Source organism: Leptothoe sp. ISB3NOV94-8A (genome assembly GCF_043421595.1).
GTDB lineage: Bacteria > Cyanobacteriota > Cyanobacteriia > Phormidesmidales > Phormidesmidaceae > Leptothoe > Leptothoe turfae.
In genome coordinates this window covers 5,352,217-5,371,570 of record NZ_JAXSQW010000001.1, presented here as the reverse complement: position 1 = coordinate 5,371,570, position 19,354 = coordinate 5,352,217, and the positions used below count along the sequence as shown (strand labels likewise).

The following is a 19,354-nucleotide window of genomic DNA, read 5'->3' as shown; positions in this document are numbered from 1 at the left end:
TTGAATCATGTCAGTCTCTTTGCCTGCTATTGGAAGTTGCAATTTTGGGTAGTCTGTGGATGATGGGTAAGTGTGTCTGCAACGTAAAGTGGCACAGACATGTTGCTTTGATGTTGCCCGTCGTTAACTGAAGGCTTTTGGTGCTTTATGACTGATCAACAACGCTCTGCTTCAATGCCGTCTGTTCCGCCGCCTCCACCTAAGCGGGTTGCACCACCCCCACCGCCGGGAATGGGTAGAGCTGGTGGTGCACGTTCAGCGGCACCGCCCCCAATGCCAAAGTCTGCTGGTGGCGTCAGAGTCGGCGGTGGCGTAACCCTAGAGCGTATCGTTCGTGAGGCCTTTGATAAAGGTTTTTCTGATGTGCATCTGGGTGTGGGGGAAGTGCCTCGTTTTCGGAACCGGGGCGAAATTGAAACCACAGACTATCCTGCCACTGACGAAGCCACATTCTACGCATGGCTATCTGAGGTCCTAAAGCCCGATCAAATCCAAGACTTTAAACAAACGATGGATTTTGACGGGGCAGCTCATTTTGACTTCACGCGTGTACGCATCAACATATTTAATACACTGCGTGGGCCTTCCTTGGTGATGCGTCTGATTCCGGTGAAGATTCTCACGCTTGATCAGCTGAGCTTGCCAGTAGTCTTAAAGGATATTTGCCACTATCACAAAGGTCTGGTTTTGGTGACTGGTCCCACTGGGTCGGGTAAGTCAACATCGCTGGCTGCGATGATTGACTACATCAATACGGATATGCCGAAGAACATTATCACCATTGAGGACCCGGTGGAATTTGTCCATGCGAGTCGTATGTCCTTAATCAAGCAGCGAGAAGTGGGGATTCACACGCTGGAGTTTAAGAATGCTCTTAAGGCATCGCTTCGGGAAGATCCAGATGTCATTCTGATTGGTGAGATTCGCGATCGCGAAACTGTAGATATTGCGTTGAAAGCAGCTCAAACAGGTCACCTTGTATTTGGTACCCTGCATACCAACAGTGCGGTAAAGACGGTTGAGCGTATTTTAGGCATGTACGAACCGGAACAGCAGAGTGCGGTGCGCATCTCAATTGCTGAATCTTTGGTGGCGGTTGTGGCTCAAGGGCTATGTCGTACGACCGATGGTAAGCGAGCGGCTTTCCATGAAATTCTGATCAACACCGATGCCATTAAAGATTATATTCAGCGAGGTCAGCTGGATGAGGTAGAGGCTCTGCTACCAAAATGTAGTTTTGATGGTATGTGCACCATGAATCAATCCCTTTACTCTCTATATGAGTCGGGACGTATTACTGAGGAGACTGCTTTAGAGATGTCACCTCGTCAAAATGAGATGGCGCAGATGTTGCGTGGTCGGATTTAGAGTCGACAGGATACTCATTCATCTTTATTTGATGTGAGTAGCTTTGGTTCAGCTCACGCTTCACAATTTCGTTGGATATTTAGAGTCTTCCGTGAGTCCAGTCGTGTTCGCCATGACTGGACTTTTTGTTGAAGGTTCGCAGGAAGCCAGCTGTCATATTGTGAGTAGACGGGCAAACGTGGCGTCAAGCTGTAGTTTTGGGTCTGTAGCTGGGCTGTGAGTGTCGACAGAGTTTTGTGATGATAGGTGGGGTTGACTTCATCTAGTGGTCCAATGCCGCCTAAATCTCTTGCTCCAGCCTTCAGGCACGCTAAGAGCGTTTGAGTTGACTGCACTAGATTCGGTGGGATCTGAATCGTAATGTCCTCTGGCAAAATCTGACGAGTGATATGGACAGCACGGATTAACATGTTGTCGTCACAGGGAAGAGCGAGTTGGGTCTGGCGTTCGCCAGGCTGATGGGGTTGAAGAATAACTTCTTGGATATGACCGTACTGGTTGTGGAGGGTTGCGATCGCAACCAGTGTTTCTTCCCAATCTGTTTCCGTTTCACCGATGCCTAAAAGAAGTCCAGTCGTAAAGGGAATTTGCAACTGTCCTGCCCACATTAGTTGCTCTAGCCTGACTGCTGGTCGTTTACTTGGGGCATGATGGTGAACGTTATCCAACAAAGTAGGTGTGAGCTGCTCCAGCATCAGCCCCATTGAAACATTCACCTGCTTGAGCCTTTTCATTTCTTCAAAGCTAAGGGGGCCGACATTGGTATGGGGTAAGAATCCTTCTGCAATGGCTAAGTGGCAAAGATCATATATGCGGTCTAACCAGGTTCGACGACGTGAACTTTTGGGATGAACTTCTCCGCTCAGAATTAATATTTCAATGGCATCTAATTCTTGGAGCATAGCCCGTGCCCTAGGAAGACTCAACCATATATCAGAGCCTGGCTGGACTCGAAAATTACAGTAACTACATTGATTGAAGCACTCATATGTCGGGACTAGAGTGTATGCCGGACTATAGGTGATGGTCAGGCTCAACGTGACTATCCTCTTTGCTAATCGTTACAAAAAATGAGCAATTACTTCAAGCCTTAGAATCTAAAAGTAGACTGTCTTACCCGCCGTACAGGCTAACTTACATACTCTGTTAGAACCGGGGGCGTAAGGAGTGAAATGTTTGTAGATCCTTCTGTCTCAGCGACCTTGGTGAATTGACTTTCAATATGCAAGCCCATCAATAAGGCATTCAGACGCCGACTTTTAAAATTCTCTCACGATTAGAAAGTTTACAAAAATAGGTATTTCTTTTAGCATGTATATGTGGGCTAATTGCCTACTGTCGTACCTCGACAATATTTATAGGATTCATAAAATCATGACAACTACTCTACAGCAGCGCTCTAGCGCTAATCTGTGGGATCAGTTTTGTGAGTGGGTTACTAGCACTGAGAACCGCCTCTATGTAGGTTGGTTTGGTGTGCTGATGATCCCCACACTACTCGCTGCCACGACTTGTTTCGTCATCGCCTTCATCGCGGCTCCTCCCGTTGACATCGACGGTATCCGTGAGCCCGTTGCTGGGTCTTTGATTCTGGGTAACAACATCGTTTCCGGTGCGGTTATTCCTTCTTCCAACGCTATCGGTCTACACTTCTACCCCATCTGGGAAGCTGCTTCTCTAGATGAGTGGTTGTATAACGGTGGCCCTTACCAGCTGGTCATTTTCCACTTCCTCATTGGCGTCTTCTGCTACATGGGTCGTGAGTGGGAACTGTCCTACCGCTTGGGAATGCGTCCTTGGATCTGTGTTGCTTACTCTGCTCCTGTAGCAGCCGCATCTGCAGTGTTCTTGATCTACCCCATCGGTCAGGGTTCGTTCTCGGATGGTATGCCTCTGGGTATTTCCGGTACCTTCAACTTCATGCTTGTTTTCCAAGCTGAGCACAACATCCTGATGCACCCCTTCCACATGCTCGGTGTGGCGGGTGTCTTCGGCGGGTCTTTGTTCTCCGCAATGCATGGTTCTCTGGTAACGTCCTCCTTGGTTCGTGAGACCACTGAGACTGAGTCCCAGAACTATGGATACAAGTTTGGTCAGGAAGAAGAGACGTACAACATCGTTGCAGCCCACGGCTACTTCGGTCGTTTGATCTTCCAGTATGCTTCCTTCAACAACAGCCGTTCCTTGCACTTCTTCTTGGGTGCTTGGCCCGTCATCGGTATCTGGTTCACTGCCCTAGGTATCTCCACGATGGCGTTCAACCTGAACGGATTCAACTTCAACCAGTCCATCATCGACTCTCAGGGTCGTGTCGTCAGCACTTGGGCTGACGTGATCAACCGTGCCAACCTAGGTATGGAAGTAATGCACGAGCGTAATGCTCACAACTTCCCTCTAGACTTGGCGGCTGGTGAAGCGGCTCCTGTTGCTATGGTTGCTCCTTCCATCAACGCGTAGTCGTCGTGGTTTTGTAACCTAGTCTAGTCAAAAGGGCCTCTATCTTCGGATGGGGGCCTTTGATTTTTTAAGGGGATAGATACGCAATTCTTGTTTTGTTTGAGACTGACAACTTGGCAAGCCTAGTTGATTAGGCTATAAGTGATTGCTGAAACGTTAGCTGGAAACAGACAGCTATGGTCAAGACACAAAGTGCTGTTGGCGTCGCTTCTCATTTGGAGATATGCATTCATCGATGTTCGATAAGTAGATATGCTTGTTACTAAAAAAGGGAGGTTTAATAACCTCCCTTTATGGCTAATGTTTAATCAGTGCTGGTCAAAGCGTTTAGATTGAAAATACATCAAGAGACGCTCTGTAAATTCACGAAGCTTTTGTCTTTAGCTTAATAAGCAAGAGTTTCTAAGGTCTCTCGCAGATATCGTCTTACCAATTGCTCTAGTGGAGTTTTATCCAAGGTGTCAGCTGGTAGTTCGGACTTCCATCTCTGGAACCCGGTACTACTACATATAGCTCGCTGCAAGCTTAACCATACATTCGTATCTTCAGAGCTAAATAGAGTGGAGGATATACTAGCCATAGGTTTCCTGTGTAAGCTGATTTGATAGGATATTTCAGCATCTTCTACTCATACGATAACGCAGGACCAATGGACGTGTTGTGCCTATAATCACGGTTTGTATCGACTTGTTGCTAGTCGATACAAGAAATGGAGGCAATCTGGTAATATCACCGGTTTTTCTTGTATCGACTAGCTTTATACAGCGGATTGCTGACGATAAGTCCTATTGAGAACGTCCGGCTAGGGTCCGTCGCTTCGTGACCATCTTGAAGGCCTCAATGCGATCTCCTTCTTGCCAGTTACTGAACTTATCAACACCGATACCACACTCAAAGCCAGAGGCAACTTCTTTCACGTCATCCCGCATACGCTTGAGTGAATCTAGATTACCTTCATATACCTGAGTGCCATTACGCATGACTCGAATCTTACAATTTCGAGTTACCTTACCGGATAGAACATAGCAGCCTGCAACAGCCCCTTTACGTACTGGGAAGACAGCACGGACTTCGACTTCACCCAGATCTTCTGCCACCAGTTCAGGCTCAAGCAGACCTTCCATAGCGCCTTCAATATCTTCTAGGAGCTTATAGATAATGTCGTAGTCTCGAATATCAACACCTAGACGGTCAGAAGCTTGCTGTGCTCCCGGCGCTAGAGTTGTGTTGAAGCCAATGATGACTGCGCCACTGGCCGCAGCTAGGTCAACATCAGTTTCACTAATCTCCCCTGGAGCAGCCATCAGCACACGAATTTGAACTTCGTCCTGGGGCAGCTGTTGTAGAGATGCCAGAATTGCTTCAACAGAACCTTGAACGTCTGCTTTCAGCAAGATGTTGAGTTCCTTCAGTTCGCCTTCCTGAGCTTGGGCAGACAGGGTATTGAGGGTTACCCGTCGAGATGCCATCGCTTGCTGCAACCTAGACTGACGCTGATCGATTGCTCGGCTATCAGCTATAGCACGAGCTTCTTTTTCAGACTTGAAGACTTCAAACTCATCACCTGCTTGAGGTACGTCATTGAGACCTAGAACCTCAACGGCAAAGGATGGTGAAGCTGCCTCAACACGGTTTAAGCGATCGTCTAACATTGCCCTCACCTTACCGAAGACAGAGCCGACGACCATTGAATCGCCAATCTTCAGAGTGCCATTTTGTACAAGTAAGGTAGCCACAGGGCCTCGTGCTTTATCCAGGTTGGCCTCAATAACGGTTCCCTTTGCTAATCTGTCAGGATTAGCGTGTAGATCCTCAACTTCAGCCTGTAGCAATAGCATTTCTAGCAACAGATCAAGGTTCTCACCAGTTATGGCACTCACAGGCACCATGATGCTATCGCCACCCCATTCCTCAGGAACCAGACCTTGCTCCATAAGTTCTTGCTTGACGCGATCAGGGTTAGCTGTTTCTTTATCAACCTTGTTTATAGCAGTAACAATGGGTACCTGAGCTGCTTTGGCGTGGCTAATTGCCTCAATCGTCTGAGGACGCACACCATCATCTGCCGCAACCACTAACACTGCAATATCAGTAACACGAGTACCTCGAGCACGCATTGCTGTAAATGCTTCGTGGCCAGGGGTATCTAGGAAGACAACCTGGCGATTGTCGCCCTCATGTTCGACATCAACGTGGTAAGCACCAATGTGCTGGGTAATACCCCCGGCTTCCCCACTGGCAACTTTAGCTTCACGGATAGCATCCAGAAGCGAGGTTTTACCATGGTCAACGTGACCCATGATGGTGACCACTGGTGGACGCTGCTTCAGATTTTCGAGGTCGCCCTCATCAATCATTTCGGTGGTTTTCTTTGCTTCAGACTCGGCTTCAGCAGTTTCTACCTGGATATCAAAGGCTTCAGCTACCATCCTGGCCGTGGGAATGTCCAAGGTTTGATTGATATTAGTAGCGATGCCTTTAAAGAACAAGAACTTAATAACTTCAGTTTCAGGTTCTTTAATCTCTTGAGCTAATTCGTGTACGGTCAGGCCGTTGGTTAGAATTATTAGTTCGGGCTTGTCTTCGACGACTTCGACTTTGCGATCGCGCCGATTATTGCGTGATGAACCACCCCGAGTTGGCATAGAACGGCTTTTCACAGCAGCTGGCTTGGCCTGACTCTGATGAGACTTAGGCTTAGGTGGCCGCATCAACGAAATACTGATCGGTGTTGCTGAAGAATCACCAGACAGACCTGCCTCTAGTTCTTCAATGTCATCATCATCATCTAAACGTTGAGCACGTCGCTTCTTCGTTGCGTTCTTGCTAGCGCGCTGCCGCATTTCCTCTTCTTCACTCTCACCACGAGGCTTCCCTCGTTTGGGTGGACGTGCTGGAGCTGAAGGTCGGCGTACGTCAGGACGTCGAGGTGCGCCAACTAAAACGGGGCCACCACTGCTGGCATCGTCTGTATCTGTATCTGTAGCACCTGTCTCATCAGCCGTTGGACTAGACGGTTTTGGTCGGCGGACCTCAATAACTGGTTTTGGTTTTAAGCTTGGTTTCGCCTTAAGTGCAGCTGGCTTATCCTGAGCCTCGACCGATCTACCGACCTCAGTCACCGGGATCTTGGCATCTGGATCATCACTTCGCCTCGCTACTTTAGGACGCGGTGCTTGGGTGCGAGATGGAGGAGAGACTAGCTTAGGTTGAACAATCTGTGGTTTGGATACCGGTACAGCCTGGTCGGATGGCTCACTGGACGTAGTCCCAGAAGAACTGGCACCATTGGTATTCCCAGTAGGACGAGGTACTGGCTTCTGAGGAGGACGCACAGATGGCTTGTTTGGTCGTCCAGGGCGATTTGGTGGCTGTCGTAAGTCATCCGAGGATGGCGACTTGGCTGGAGAAGCATCTTTGGGAGCCTGAAGAGGAGATACTTTTTTCTCAGGAGAGTTAGGTTCTGATGACTGATGACGCCTAACTTCTAAAATTTGCTGTTTTCGAACGGGACGATTTGGGGCTTTAGGCTTGGTCAGGTTCGGTTTTTGCTTTGGTTTCGGAGGCGGCTTTTGTAATGAGCGCTTTGGCGCTCCTGATGCAGCTGCACGAATCCGTTCCGCATCCGATTCAGTAATAGTGCTGCTATGGCTCTTTACTGCTATGCTCAAACGTTCACAGATGGCCAGAATATCTTTATTGTCTAAATCCAACTCCCGAGATAACTCATATATCCTGACTTTGCCATTGTTCATCCAAATATTCCTCGCAAATTTTCAAAGAAAGGTGTCACATAGACTTACTGCCCTTATCGAAACGACATGACATTTTACCCTTGGGCACTATGGGCAATATCTTATTCTATCGACTCTTAGCACTAATGTGGCCATTGTGGGTACTGATGAAAATGGATATATCCCCATCCCCGCTCAATAATATTCTGACAGTATCAGGAATTCCCGACCAAAAATTAGCACAGGTCTTAAATTCTACCTTAGCATCAGCCCTAAAAAGTATTCGCAGCCAGGCAAAAGCTCAAAAGCTTTAACTGAACTACTTAGGTCATTTGCATGTAAGCCTGTGTGGACATTTCAGAAGCTGTTAATGATCAAGCTTGAATCTGTTATCGGGGCGATGCCAGTTTTTGCTTAATGAGTTGGTGCAAGTGTTGATAAATTTCCTCTGGCACAGGTGCCTTAAGGGAACGACCAAGCCGATTTTTCTTGTGTGCTGAGTTTAAGCAATCTATCTGAGGACATAAATAGGCGGAACGTCCCATGCCATAGTTCAGCTGGATTGTGCCTGTTGGATAAGTGCGAACGACCCTCAGGAATTGATCTCGATGGGCTGCCTTACGGCAGCTCACACAGCGTCGATAATTCGGTCGCATCAAACTAACTTATTCCTCCTCATAAGCGGGTCTCTCATTTTCCCCCTCATAGGCAGGTCCCTCATTCTCAAGGACTTCAGGCTCTTCTACAGCCGCTGCTTCTGCGGCAGCTTGTTGAGCGGCCGCCGCTGCTAGATTTGCTGCTTTAATGGCTTCCATTTGTGCCGCTAAGGCCGCCGCTGCTTCTTCCTCTTGCTTACGTTTAGCTTCCAGTTGAGCCCGTACCTTCTCATCTTCGGCCTCATAGTCGTACTTAGCTGAGTCCTTGATGTCAATTTTCCATCCGGTTAAACGTGCTGCTAGCCTTACGTTTTGACCTTCTTTCCCAATGGCTAAACTAAGCTGATCTTCAGGGACCAACACATGGGCTTGACGATCTTCTGGATTCATCAATCGCACCTCGTCAACCCGTGCAGGGCTGAGGGCGTTGGCAATATAGGTGGCTGGGTCTGGGGACCAGCGAATGACGTCTATCTTTTCACCTCGCAGTTCATTGACAACAACCTGAATGCGAGAACCACGAGCACCAATGCAGGCACCTACGGGATCAACATCCCGTTCTAGGGTATCAACAGCAATTTTGGTTCTAGGGCCTACTGAACGAGATGGGGGATTAGCCTCACGGGCCACGGCAACGATGCGGACTACTTCGTCCTCAATTTCAGGTACCTCATTGGAAAATAGCTCAACAACAAGGCTGGCATCTGCACGGGACACTAGTAATTGTGGCCCACGGTGAGATCCTTCTGAGACTTTTTTCAGGGCTACACGGAATGTGGCATTGGCTCGATAGTTATCATTGGGTAATTGATCCCGTTTGAGTAACTCTGCTTCTACGTCTGGTTGGCCAACGCCGCTGCTAACGGCCATAATCACGGACTGACGCTCAAATCGCAGTACACGTGCTTGGAGGATGGTGCCTTCCAAGTCCTGAAATTCTTCCTGGATTAACCGCCGCTGCTGATCACGTAGTTTTTGAGCCAGCACTTGTTTGGTCTGAATCGCGGCCATGCGGCCAAAGTCGCGTTGCTCTGGCGTAACATCAAGCACCACCTCGTCTCCTATCTGAGCCTCGGGGGCAACTTCGACTACTTCTGCTAAAGAAATTTGATGGTCAGGGTTTTCAACAGCCTCGACAATTGTTTTGCTCGATAAGACCCTAAAGCCTTCTTCCTCTGGATCTAACTCCACAGCAAAGTTGTCAAAATAGTCTTCATCAAATTGAGCGCTATCCATGCGGCGAGTACGACGATAGCGCTCATAACCTTTGAGTAAAGCTTCTCTGAGGGCCTGTTCTACAGCGGAACGAGGTAAGTTACGCTCTCGACTGATGCCTTCAATCATTTCTTGTAGGCTGGGCAGACTGACCATTGACATGGGCTTTCTCCTCCTTAAATAACTAGACTTCGATGCGAATAGATGTGAATAAAAGTAAGAATGATGCTGGTTTAGCCCTGATATCCTGGCGCGTTACGCTGAGGTGATAGGCGTTTTGTAGCGATGAAGTGGTGCAATGAGCGGCTATGCTTCAACTTGATTGCTCAGTTGTACTGCTTCTACTAACTCATTGGGTATGGCAACGCGACGACCTCGTTGACTAATAGCTAGTTTGCTTTCCGTTCGTTCTAGTAGTGTACCTATCCATACTTTTTTGCCTTTATGAGGTGTATGGAGAGTGATTTCAATGGCAAACCCCTTGAAAACGATAAAATCGCGGTCAGTTTGCAGCTGATCAGAAACGCCAGGACTGGAAACTTCTAGAACATACGCATCAGGTAGTGTATTAGAGGTTTCTAATGCTTCACCTAAGGCGATACTCATTTTTTCACAGTCGTTTAGGCTAGTGTCGTCCTGGGTGAGGTTACGGACGTCAACCCGTAAAACCGGTGGGTTATGGTTGGTTTGAAAAACCGCGCCCACTACCTCTAATCCCAAGTCAGTGGCAATGGGGGCAGCTATTTCAAGTACCTGTGGAATAACAGGGTGAGCCATGGACACGTAGTAAATTAAACAAAATAAAAAGTGGGCCTTGAGGTCCCACTTCTTAACACAATCATTTTTGAACTGGGGCAGTAAATAACCAGTTATTAACTGATCCAAGTAGCATTACTGCTACATGACTTTACTGCGTTACACAGTTTAGCGTGTTTTTCTTTGCTTTGATTCAATACCCGTTGCTTGAAAAAGATCGGCAACAGTTGTGCAGTAGTTGTCTAGGCCAAGGCTAGAAGGGGTCAGAGGATTTTGATAAGTAAAATGACGATACTTTAAACAAAAGTGGTCCCAATCTTCCAGACGCACCTTAAATAGTTTGATAAAGAAGTCGATGAGTCTCTGGGATAGAGGGATACGGAAGTAAATGGATCGACCTAAATAATGGCTGACTGCGGTTACAGCCTCATCCACGGCAAGGGCAGAGTTGCCTAATACCAACTCCCTACAGTCGTCTTGCGTAGGCGGATGGGCAATTAGATAGGTAACCATCGTGGCAACGTCTTGAGCATGGATAAAATGTAACGTACCCTCAGCACTAAAAAAGCGAATTAAATCGATCCACTTAGTGACTTCGGTTAGTCCACTGGAAATATGCGAGTAAGGTTTGTTGGTATCACCCCCAAAAACGAGTGTGGGAAATAGGGTAGTGATTTTGGGATATATGGCTAGGTCTTTTAACTTTTGATGACACTGATATTTACTGCGAATATAGTCAAAGGAGACGTTGCCGGCTGCTTTGAGGGGCTGATTTTGACGGTCTAAAATACTCGCGGTTGAAAAGTAGAGCACCTGTTTAATCCGATCAGGATCTAACAGTTCCATCAACTTCAAATTAGCTGTGACATTGATGTCGTAGATTGCAGGTGCGCCTCCCCAGGATGTGGCGATGAGGATTGCAGTGTCTATGGTGCCAAGTAGGTTGGCAAACTGATCAATTTCACGAATATCGCCCTGTAATATGTGAACCCTCGGCTGCTGAGAAATATCTAGTTGGAGCTTATCTGGATGACGCAATAGTAGAAAAAGCTCATGATGACTATGCTCAAGCAAGTTCTCAAGGACATAATGGCCTATACACCCACTGGCACCAGTGATAAAAATTCTCTGCGGTGACGATTGAAGGGATTGTGCCAGTTGACTCACGGTTTAAGCAGGCGCGATATTTAAGTATCCATAGTATTACCTTGCGTAGCAGTTATAACAGCTGGTGTGACGCCTGGTTGAGTGCATAATTGCAGCTACAGCCCATCAATCAGCTATGGGCTGTAGCTGTGGCGGTGGCTTTGCGTTTTAAGCAGGAACTGCTAGCAAATCTTCAAGCTGCTTGGCGGTTTCGAAGAAGTGAGCTGCATTTTCTTCTGGAGTGCCAGGAAGAATGCCATGGCCCAAATTCAAGATGTGCCCACCACGACCGGCTTTGCGTACGGTATCGAGGATGCGATCGCGAATGAAATCCTTCGATCCAAACAAAACGCCAGGGTCAACATTACCCTGTACCTTCATGTTAGGACCGAGACGACGACGGGCATCGGCCATATCAACTGTCCAGTCGACGCTGATGATATCTACACCAGACTCGCCCATCAGTTCCAGTACGCCAGCACTGCCGCTGATGTAAAGGATGAGAGGGGTATCAGGATGAGTTTCTTTAACCTGGCGTACGACCTGCTGCTGATAAGGCAGAGCAAAAGTACGATAGTCTTCAGGACTTAGCTGCCCGGCCCAAGAGTCGAATAGCTGGACAACCTGAGCACCGCAGTCAATTTGATAGCGTACATACTTGGCAATGCCATCTGCCAGGTGGCTCAGCAGCTGATGCAGCATCTTGGGCTCCGAGAAGGCCATGCCTTTAATCACAGAGTAGTTCTTAGAGCTCTTGCCTTCCACTGCATACGCCGCCAACGTCCAAGGAGACCCCACAAACCCAAGCACTGTTGATGCATTGCCTACTTCTTGTCTGAGGGTAGTCAAAATCTGTCGAATAAAGGGTAAATCCTCTTCAGGATTCAACGGGCGCAGGGCATCGATTTGAGCTTGAGTGCGGATTGCAGGCTCAATGATGGGGCCTTTGCTCTCTACGATATCGAAGGGGATGCCCATGCCTGGCAATGGGGTCAAAATGTCTGAAAACATGATGACGCCATCGGGGCGAAATGCCCGCCAGGGCTGTAGTGAAATCTCAATAGCAAGTTCTGGGTTCTCAGAACGCTCACGAAAAGAGGGATACTTCTCTCGTAAATCGCGATATATCTTCATGTACCGACCTGCCTGACGCATCATCCAGACCGGTGGTCGATCCAAGATTTCGCCCTTGGCGGCTCTTAAAAGGTAGGGCGTTTGATCGGGTTGGGTCATTGAAATTTCACCACAGACTAAAAGAGTTTTTAATTCGCATTTGTAAGCTTATCATCGTGAATTGCCCTCAATGACTGGAGATGTTTGGCTTGCCTAGGGTTTAGCCAGTGAACTGATGAATTTGACACGACCGTCACAGCGTAAACTTAAAGGCAGATAACGAATTGTGGCTATGTATGTCACTCCAGTCAGACCTATTCATGCAGAATGTGAACTTTTTTAAAAAGCAAGAAGGACGGTGGTTTTCGCAGCGCACTACACACTACCTGAAGGCAGGAAACTCAAAGGCGGGTAAATCAGATTTAGAAGTTACCTACATGGACGCTGGTACGGATGCTGTGATTCAGCTCTGTAATGAAGCGAGCTGTTCTGCCACGGACGCTGTAGGCGGGTTACGGATTGCCCAGAAGAGTACCGTAGATGGCCAAACGCGAACCCTGGTAACGTTGTTGGCTGCGATCGCAACCGATGACGATAACGGTAAGTTAATCAGCAAACCTGAGGGTAAAGCCCGATCTCAAGTCAGTCAGTATCGGTTTGAGAATGAAGTTCTAACGATTGTTACGGCAGCTGATGGTTTGCGAGCTGAAGAGCGTTGGTGGTTTATCACTGACAAATTACGGATGCGCACCAATGTTCTCAGTGGCGACCAGGGGCAAACGATGGCTTCATTTTGTTCAGAAATTCGTCTGGGTGATATCAAACCCTAGAAATACGCTTAAGTTGAAGTGTTGGTCGAAACGGTTGGATCGGAGCTGACCTAACCATAGGAATATAGTCTGAATAGGCCGCCTCAGTCTTATGGGGAGATGCCTTGGGCCTAGCTTCTGCTTTGGATGCCATCGTTTGATGAGGCTGATGCGATGGATCAGCTTGATAAACTTCAACCAGCGTATCCTCGGGCTGCACTGGAAATGCTTCGATGGATAACCCAGGGTAATGGCCGTAGTCCACATCAGATGATCTACTGTGGATGCCTTTGGCGGTTGAGACGGTTTCTGTAAACCCTGATGAGGACATAGTCTTGCTCTGACCCAGCTCGTTCATCGTGTGACTGGGGCATGTGATCTCAGGCTGTGGTGCTGTGGTCAAATGTAGCGGAGTCCCAAGATGGTCGGCAATGACTTGCCCAAAGCCAGACGTAAAGTGACGAATAGGCTGTCCACGCCGTTGCCATAGGCTAAGGATATGCTGAACCGAAATAACTTTGTAGCGCCCTTGATATACTGCCTCGATAATGGCATCTCGAATCCAGTTAGCACGATAGTGGTTAAGCCAATACAAGACTTGGCTTTCAGGACTATATTGAGCCAACTCCAGGCTAAAGGACTTGAGCAGAGTAATGGCCTGTTGTGCTTCTCGCTCTAGATCAGATGCCATCATAGTTAATACCTCTAGCCCAACGTATTATTTGATTCATTGTTGAAGTAACAATTTCCTAATACGCTTGGGAAATAATATTTATAGGTTTATTGAACCCATATAAGTCTTAACTTTACCCTTGGACATCAGTCCTTGATGCAGTCCTTAAACTTTGTTTGATTCCCGTATTCCTACGATGTGGTGAACGCTGATTAAGTAAAGGCCTAACGTTCTTCTACCACACCACTATCTACCTGGCGAATATTGGGCTCATCAAAGGGGCTGCCACTGCCAAGCCAGTTGAAATCACTAAGTCTGAATCCAATGGAACCTGTTTCTCTAGTTGGGCTATAGCGAAAAACCAAACCGTAGGTGCGGCGAGTGTATTCGAAAATAAAGTCGGTGTTAACGGTTTCCCCAGTATTAATGTTTATTGATGTTTGAAAGCCTAGCAAAATAGGCCCAAAAATTTGCTGGAGCACACCAAAACTAACCACGCGTCGATCTACATTTCGATCAAACAAAAAAGGAGAGTTATCGCTTGAAAGGATGTCTTGGGAATAGCCCAGGTTGAAGCGAGTGTAGTCAAAAAAATTTTTAGACAGATGTCCAATCTGCCCGTCTAAACGTACATCTGCAGAGAGCTCCTCTTGAAAGTCGCCACTCGTATAGTAAGACGCCACTCCCAGCAAGTTAACGTTGAGGTTTAGAAAAGGGACCACTGGGGCTGGGGTGTAACGTAAGCCTTCTGTGGGGGTAGCAGGCAGGGGGGTGCCGCGCCAGAGGTTAAATCCTTTGCGCAAGCGTGCGCTGGCTTGCATCCGGCCTAATGTGATCAGATCTTCGCCACCCCGTGGCCTACCCAGAAGATCGATACGATCGGTTCTAGAGGTGACTAACTGTGCGCCAGCTTGGTAGGTCAGGATAAGGCCACGCTTATCTAAATTAATGGGTGGAGACAGCAGGACTGCACCGAGACTGGAGCGGACATTTTGAAAGCCTAGACTGCCATTAAAAAGGCGATCGCGATAGCTATATTCTGCGGACAGTAGATGATCGCCGATAAGGTAGCGATTACGAATACTGCCGCGGAGGTTATCTTCAGCTTCTCTTAAATCTAAGCTGGTCAATCTGACTCGTGCAGAAAGGTTGGAGCTTGGGCTTAGACGCGTGTCAAAGTCAGCTTCCACACCAAATACATCTGAATTAGCCAGGCCTTGATTTGTAGCGCGTTCTAAAAAGTACTGGGGAGTAATGCTAAAGGATGTGGATTCATTCTCGACAATAGGGACTTCGCTTTCTAAAAAAACGCCACCACGATCCTCAGAGTCGCTACCAATACTGATCAAAAAAGGGTTGATTTGATTCTGCTCGCGTTCTCCACGATTCAGAATATATCTGGACTTTAATAGGGGTAGGGAAAACCCTTGATCAAAAACCAAGCGAGGGTTTTCTGTCGTGAGCAAATCGGCGGTTGGTGAGAGTGTCACTAACGTCAGTCGGTCAGTGCGAAATTCGAGCTCCGGTGGAGAAAAAGGATCGTTTGTTAATCGCACCTCCTCTGCTACCCAAGCTTCAGCATCAAAGGTGACTCGTGCGGCTTCAAAGCGGATGCGTCTGATGCCGCCTTCTGCGTCTGGTAAGGATCCGGGGTTACTGCCTTGAAGCCGAGAACTCAACTCAACCCCCCCGACTCTTCGGACGGCAGTGACATCCTCGTCTGGGTTGAGGGGGTCGAATACTGTCCGGCTAGTGACAGGTCTCTCCGTTGGGGCTGCAAAGTCGTCTTCGAGTTCTGGTAAAAAAAGTTCGCCCCGTGTTTCAAAAATGGTGCCTGCTTCCTGCAGAAGGCTATATTCAGCTCGTTCACCTCGAACTTCTTGCTCGCCACGAGTCAAAATTACGTTGCCTTCTGCCAGGACATAGCGATTAACTAAGTTGATCCACATCTCATCGGCTAATAAAAAGGCATCGTTGAGCTTGAACACGACGTTGCCTCGGGCAATCACCACTTGCCTATCAGAGTCAAAGATTTGGGTGTCGGCTGTAATTTCTAATTTTGAGGGATCTAATGCTTCAGTAGGTGCTGTGGTAGAAGGAGGTTCTGCTGATTCCGGTGTTTCAGTCTCGTTGCCCTCATCAGAGCCCTCATCAGAGCCCTCATCAGAGCCCTCCGCTGCTGCTGGCTGAGGGACTAAGCTATCGTCCGCTACTCCCTCAATCTCTCGCTCCTCGAAAGCGTTGGGATTGGGATTCTCTAAATCGACTGCTTCGGTGTCTTCTAAATCGGTTGCTTCGGTGTCTTCTAAATCGACTACTTCATTGACGGTATCCCCAGCTGCTTCGTCACTTGCAGCTGGTGCCACTTCCGTTTGAGGCGGTAGGGAAGGTAATTGGGCCAGATTGGGCTTAGAGAAATCATCCGCATTGGGCTCTGACAGTTGTCCGACAGGAATCAGGCTTCTAGGGGAAAAAGAAGGCTCTAGAAGGCCATCGGTCGATTGCCAAGGCGTGGGGTGGTGATGGGTGAGTAGGTGTTGAGCCCCGCTGTTGTGCTTAGTTTTGGGTGAAACTGTGCTGATTGAGACTGTTGATAGCTGATTTTGGGAAGGTTCAGGAGGTAAATCGATTAGGGCCATGGAAATTGTTAAAAACGGCCAATGGTTAGCGTAATACTAACCCTCATGAACACAAGCGTTGAAACAGTCCCTCAGGGTGAAAACTGACTCGCATTAAAAACTCCTTAGCTGGACTAGCCAAGGAGCCTAATCAAAATTCATTGGAACTCTTTCGAAACTAGCGCTTAGCAGGAATTATTCCATATCTTGGCGGCCAGGATTCCGAGAGGGGTCGCCATTGAGGAAGCCAAAGACGAATAGACCTACAAAAAATGCAACAGTCAGATATACAACGATCTTTAGAGTCAGCATCGGGGATCTCCAGCACAGACACTTAAATTTATAAAAGCTATTCTATCGCAACATTGAATTCATCGAGTGTTGATACTCAGAGTTTGCGTAAAGATGGAACCCATGGTTTAGTCCATTGCCATGATGGCAACGCCACTGACCATAATGGCTGCTCCTAATAGGCGCTCTTTCAGGCCTGTTTCGCCAAATAGGGCGTAGCCAAAGCCAACTGAAATTAAGGCACTCATGCGCTTGACTGCGATTACCTGCGCTACTGGGGCCAGGGTGAGGGCGATGAACTGGAGGCTAACGCCGATAGCGTTGAAGACACCTGCGAGCACAACGAATAGGGCTTGCGATCGCAATTCCCCAATCACCAAACCTGCCCCCTTTTGCCAGGCCCGCTGCACAACAAAGGGCATCATACCCATCGCAATTGTCCCAAACAGCGACATGCCCCAAAAAAGGGAGGATGAATTTAGGGTGCCAACCTTATCAAAATTGGACGTGATGCTCCATAAAAACGCCACACCCATCATCATGCGGCTACCTGGATTGGTCATGAGTGCCCGTAAGGGGGCCAACGTAAAGCCCTCACTAGGCTTCAGGTTCAGTATGTAGGAACCCACAATGAGAAACAGCACACCCATTACGTCTAAGCCAGTGGGCCATTCGCCAACGATGATGGGGGATGTGACCAGCAAAAACAATGGCGTTAAGGTGACCAATGGCACCGTCAGCGATAGGTCCGCAATTTTAATGGCGCGTGTATAGAGAGTGAAGGCCAAAATATTTAAGCTGCCCCCCACCAGAATTGCTAACCCAAAATCAGGTCCCAGAGTCGGTGGACCTTCGGTTGCCAGCATCAACATGGCCATCAATAAGGCTCCAGCGCTGGTAAAGCCTAATAAAACCGAATATTCATCTAACGATTTCAGCGCCTGTTTCCCCGTGGCATCTTTGAGGGCTTCGCAAAGGGCGGTGCCGCTGGCAAGGGCTAACCAGAGCATCCCCTAAGCTCCGCAGCAACGATCGATGCCCAGGCTTTCTAGCAATAAGTCGCCGACAGCATTGGCGACAGAAAACTCGCTGTAGAAGCTTTTGGAAAAATCGAAGGACTGCAATTCAGTTAAAATAGCCATCACCAAGGGAATCAGCTCATTTTCCCCTTCCATCCGCTGGCGTACGAAGACCTGAGATGCACGTTGGGCGATGTCCTGATTGACCGCTTCTGGCAAAAACTCTGTATCTAGCCAGTTTTGCAGCGATGCTCTGAGCCATTCGCCTTCTTGCTGTGGATCTTGAGGAGATGGTAACGTGACGGATTGAATTGGTTCAGTCATAGCAGATGCTGCGGCGATACCTGTATTTTTTCGGTTCTAGATTCTTTTAGGGTAAGTTTTTTTAGGCTACGGTAGGAGAAGGGTTTGAAGAATGTAACGGGATAGTCCCCCTGTCACAGCTGCTATGGCTTACTCGATTCCCCATATTTTGCAGTGTTATGCCCAGGGTTATTTTTTAATGGCAGATAGCGATTACCAAACGCTCAATTGGTATTCCAGCCGTAAACGAGCACTGATTCCATTGGATGAGCGATTTCGTTACCCAAAATCGCTACGTCGGGTACTCAATCAAAATCGGTTTGAAATTGCGTTTAATCGGGATTTTGATGGCGTTGTTGAAGGCTGTGCCAATCGTGAGACTACCTGGATCTCAGATGAATTGAAGGCAATTTATCGCATGCTGCACCGGGCAGGCCATGCCCATAGCTTTGAAGCCTGGCAGGGGGATCAGCTGGCAGGCGCTATTTTGGGCATTGTGCTAGGGGGAGCTTTTATCGGCGAGTCGATGTTTTTTACGGTTCCCGACGGTTCGAAGGTGGCGATGGTGAAGCTTGTGGAGTGGCTGCGATCGCAAAACTTTCTACTTTTCGATGCTCAAATGATGAACCCCCATCTAGCCCGTTTTGGGGCATACGTCGTGGAAAGTGAGATCTACGAAGACATCCTTTATCAGGCAATACAGCGTTCCTGTCAATTTTTGCCGCCGTCAGCGAATGTGCGAACCATCTCCATGGGATCGCAATACTTAAATCGCAGGAAGTACGAATAGGGTAAATGCTGTTGTCAGTTCTTCCGAGTTCTCAGGGGGAATGAGGCATCCAATGGTCATCCACAAGGGATACCCCTACGGTTTGATAACTATTCTTCTTGAGATTGGATGGGTACCCACTGGTAGACTAACTTACCATTGACTCTGGTCCAATGGGCAACCAGGCTTGATCGCTTCTGAGGCCGAGAATCTTTAGGAGGAACGGCGCGATAAGTAGTCGCTAGACCCGCATAAGTAATCATATAGTGACCCTCCAGTGATTTATCTATAGCGGCAGCAATGTTGCTTTACATTTCTTGGGATGTTTGGTCAGGAACTCATTTATCTCCCTCAACAAGACGTCCCTATCCAGCAAATTCGCTACCTAATGACCTCTGGCATTGGGACATCATTATGGTAGTTGCTG

The 19,354-nt window shown here is 48.1% G+C and carries 17 protein-coding genes; 4 read left to right on the top strand and 13 right to left on the bottom strand.

The window, feature by feature from the left end:
- The first annotated feature begins 147 nt into the window (after positions 1 to 147).
- A complete protein-coding gene (locus SPB21_RS22975; protein WP_163665690.1) occupies positions 148 to 1,368 on the top strand; it encodes a type IV pilus twitching motility protein PilT in 1,221 nt (406 codons plus the stop codon).
- 53 nt (positions 1,369 to 1,421) lie between these two features.
- On the opposite strand, the gene cofG is transcribed toward SPB21_RS22975, so the two are convergent.
- Positions 1,422 to 2,405: a 7,8-didemethyl-8-hydroxy-5-deazariboflavin synthase subunit CofG gene (gene cofG, locus SPB21_RS22970; RefSeq protein ID WP_499061560.1), complete on the bottom strand. Its 984-nt coding sequence runs from the start codon at positions 2,403 to 2,405 to the stop codon at positions 1,422 to 1,424.
- A gap of 337 nt (positions 2,406 to 2,742) precedes the next feature.
- On the opposite strand from cofG, the gene psbA reads away from it, so the two are divergent.
- A complete protein-coding gene (gene psbA / locus SPB21_RS22965; protein WP_499061559.1) occupies positions 2,743 to 3,825 on the top strand; it encodes a photosystem II q(b) protein in 1,083 nt (360 codons plus the stop codon).
- Between the two features lie 785 nt (positions 3,826 to 4,610).
- On the opposite strand, the gene infB is transcribed toward psbA, so the two are convergent.
- The 6 genes from infB to hemE form a co-directional block, all read right to left on the bottom strand.
- Positions 4,611 to 7,580, bottom strand: coding sequence for a translation initiation factor IF-2 (infB, locus tag SPB21_RS22960; RefSeq protein ID WP_499867803.1), 2,970 nt, complete (start codon positions 7,578 to 7,580; stop codon positions 4,611 to 4,613).
- Between the two features lie 368 nt (positions 7,581 to 7,948).
- Positions 7,949 to 8,215 carry a YlxR family protein gene (locus tag SPB21_RS22955; RefSeq protein WP_163668145.1) on the bottom strand — a complete coding sequence of 89 codons (267 nt, stop codon included), beginning with the start codon at positions 8,213 to 8,215 and terminating at the stop codon, positions 7,949 to 7,951.
- Between the two features lie 9 nt (positions 8,216 to 8,224).
- Entirely contained in the window at positions 8,225 to 9,592 is a 1,368-nt protein-coding gene (nusA, locus tag SPB21_RS22950; RefSeq protein ID WP_499867802.1) for a transcription termination factor NusA, read from the bottom strand.
- Positions 9,593 to 9,736: 144 nt separating this feature from the next.
- Positions 9,737 to 10,207, bottom strand: coding sequence for a ribosome maturation factor RimP (gene rimP, locus SPB21_RS22945; protein ID WP_163702830.1), 471 nt, complete (start codon positions 10,205 to 10,207; stop codon positions 9,737 to 9,739).
- 147 nt (positions 10,208 to 10,354) lie between these two features.
- Positions 10,355 to 11,353, bottom strand: coding sequence for an NAD-dependent epimerase/dehydratase family protein (locus tag SPB21_RS22940; RefSeq protein ID WP_499867801.1), 999 nt, complete (start codon positions 11,351 to 11,353; stop codon positions 10,355 to 10,357).
- 147 nt (positions 11,354 to 11,500) lie between these two features.
- Positions 11,501 to 12,565 carry a uroporphyrinogen decarboxylase gene (gene hemE / locus SPB21_RS22935; protein WP_006516793.1) on the bottom strand — a complete coding sequence of 355 codons (1,065 nt, stop codon included), beginning with the start codon at positions 12,563 to 12,565 and terminating at the stop codon, positions 11,501 to 11,503.
- A gap of 176 nt (positions 12,566 to 12,741) precedes the next feature.
- Between hemE and SPB21_RS22930 the strand changes: the two genes are divergently transcribed.
- Positions 12,742 to 13,275, top strand: coding sequence for a phycobiliprotein lyase (locus SPB21_RS22930; protein ID WP_250565998.1), 534 nt, complete (start codon positions 12,742 to 12,744; stop codon positions 13,273 to 13,275).
- Here SPB21_RS22930 and SPB21_RS22925 read toward each other — a convergent pair.
- From SPB21_RS22925 to SPB21_RS22905, 5 genes are all read right to left on the bottom strand, one after another.
- Positions 13,265 to 13,948 carry a hypothetical protein gene (locus tag SPB21_RS22925; protein ID WP_499867800.1) on the bottom strand — a complete coding sequence of 228 codons (684 nt, stop codon included), beginning with the start codon at positions 13,946 to 13,948 and terminating at the stop codon, positions 13,265 to 13,267. The genes SPB21_RS22930 and SPB21_RS22925 overlap by 11 nt on opposite strands.
- Positions 13,949 to 14,151: 203 nt before the next feature.
- The gene (locus SPB21_RS22920; RefSeq protein ID WP_499867799.1) at positions 14,152 to 16,566 is read right to left on the bottom strand and encodes a DUF3769 domain-containing protein; all 2,415 of its coding nucleotides are present in this window, start codon (positions 16,564 to 16,566) and stop codon (positions 14,152 to 14,154) included.
- Between the two features lie 174 nt (positions 16,567 to 16,740).
- On the bottom strand, positions 16,741 to 16,857 hold the full coding sequence (locus SPB21_RS22915; RefSeq protein WP_006516789.1) for a photosystem II reaction center protein I: 117 nt from the start codon (positions 16,855 to 16,857) through the stop codon (positions 16,741 to 16,743).
- 107 nt (positions 16,858 to 16,964) lie between these two features.
- The gene (locus tag SPB21_RS22910; protein ID WP_499867798.1) at positions 16,965 to 17,846 is read right to left on the bottom strand and encodes an EamA family transporter; all 882 of its coding nucleotides are present in this window, start codon (positions 17,844 to 17,846) and stop codon (positions 16,965 to 16,967) included.
- 3 nt (positions 17,847 to 17,849) lie between these two features.
- Complete coding sequence (locus SPB21_RS22905; protein WP_163668161.1) at positions 17,850 to 18,179, bottom strand: DUF8822 family protein; 330 nt, start codon at positions 18,177 to 18,179, stop codon at positions 17,850 to 17,852.
- A gap of 124 nt (positions 18,180 to 18,303) precedes the next feature.
- On the opposite strand from SPB21_RS22905, the gene aat reads away from it, so the two are divergent.
- Positions 18,304 to 18,948, top strand: coding sequence for a leucyl/phenylalanyl-tRNA--protein transferase (gene aat / locus SPB21_RS22900; protein WP_163668163.1), 645 nt, complete (start codon positions 18,304 to 18,306; stop codon positions 18,946 to 18,948).
- An 89-nt stretch (positions 18,949 to 19,037) separates the two neighbouring features.
- On the opposite strand, the gene SPB21_RS22895 is transcribed toward aat, so the two are convergent.
- A complete protein-coding gene (locus SPB21_RS22895) occupies positions 19,038 to 19,190 on the bottom strand; it encodes a hypothetical protein (RefSeq protein WP_499867797.1) in 153 nt (50 codons plus the stop codon).
- Positions 19,191 to 19,354: the final 164 nt, after the last annotated feature.

What these genes read in the sequence shown, in the direction of transcription:
- SPB21_RS22975 (WP_163665690.1), top strand. Translation starts at nt 148, where the DNA reads ATGACTGATCAACAACGCTCTGCTTCAATGCCGTCTGTTCCGCCGCCT.
- psbA (WP_499061559.1), top strand. Translation starts at nt 2,743, where the DNA reads ATGACAACTACTCTACAGCAGCGCTCTAGCGCTAATCTGTGGGATCAG.
- infB (WP_499867803.1), bottom strand. Translation starts at nt 7,580, where the DNA reads ATGAACAATGGCAAAGTCAGGATATATGAGTTATCTCGGGAGTTGGAT.
- SPB21_RS22955 (WP_163668145.1), bottom strand. Translation starts at nt 8,215, where the DNA reads ATGCGACCGAATTATCGACGCTGTGTGAGCTGCCGTAAGGCAGCCCAT.
- nusA (WP_499867802.1), bottom strand. Translation starts at nt 9,592, where the DNA reads ATGTCAATGGTCAGTCTGCCCAGCCTACAAGAAATGATTGAAGGCATC.
- rimP (WP_163702830.1), bottom strand. Translation starts at nt 10,207, where the DNA reads ATGGCTCACCCTGTTATTCCACAGGTACTTGAAATAGCTGCCCCCATT.
- hemE (WP_006516793.1), bottom strand. Translation starts at nt 12,565, where the DNA reads ATGACCCAACCCGATCAAACGCCCTACCTTTTAAGAGCCGCCAAGGGC.
- SPB21_RS22930 (WP_250565998.1), top strand. Translation starts at nt 12,742, where the DNA reads ATGTCACTCCAGTCAGACCTATTCATGCAGAATGTGAACTTTTTTAAA.
- SPB21_RS22925 (WP_499867800.1), bottom strand. Translation starts at nt 13,948, where the DNA reads ATGATGGCATCTGATCTAGAGCGAGAAGCACAACAGGCCATTACTCTG.
- SPB21_RS22920 (WP_499867799.1), bottom strand. Translation starts at nt 16,566, where the DNA reads ATGGCCCTAATCGATTTACCTCCTGAACCTTCCCAAAATCAGCTATCA.
- SPB21_RS22915 (WP_006516789.1), bottom strand. Translation starts at nt 16,857, where the DNA reads ATGCTGACTCTAAAGATCGTTGTATATCTGACTGTTGCATTTTTTGTA.
- SPB21_RS22910 (WP_499867798.1), bottom strand. Translation starts at nt 17,846, where the DNA reads ATGCTCTGGTTAGCCCTTGCCAGCGGCACCGCCCTTTGCGAAGCCCTC.
- SPB21_RS22905 (WP_163668161.1), bottom strand. Translation starts at nt 18,179, where the DNA reads ATGACTGAACCAATTCAATCCGTCACGTTACCATCTCCTCAAGATCCA.
- aat (WP_163668163.1), top strand. Translation starts at nt 18,304, where the DNA reads ATGGCTTACTCGATTCCCCATATTTTGCAGTGTTATGCCCAGGGTTAT.
- SPB21_RS22895 (WP_499867797.1), bottom strand. Translation starts at nt 19,190, where the DNA reads ATGATTACTTATGCGGGTCTAGCGACTACTTATCGCGCCGTTCCTCCT.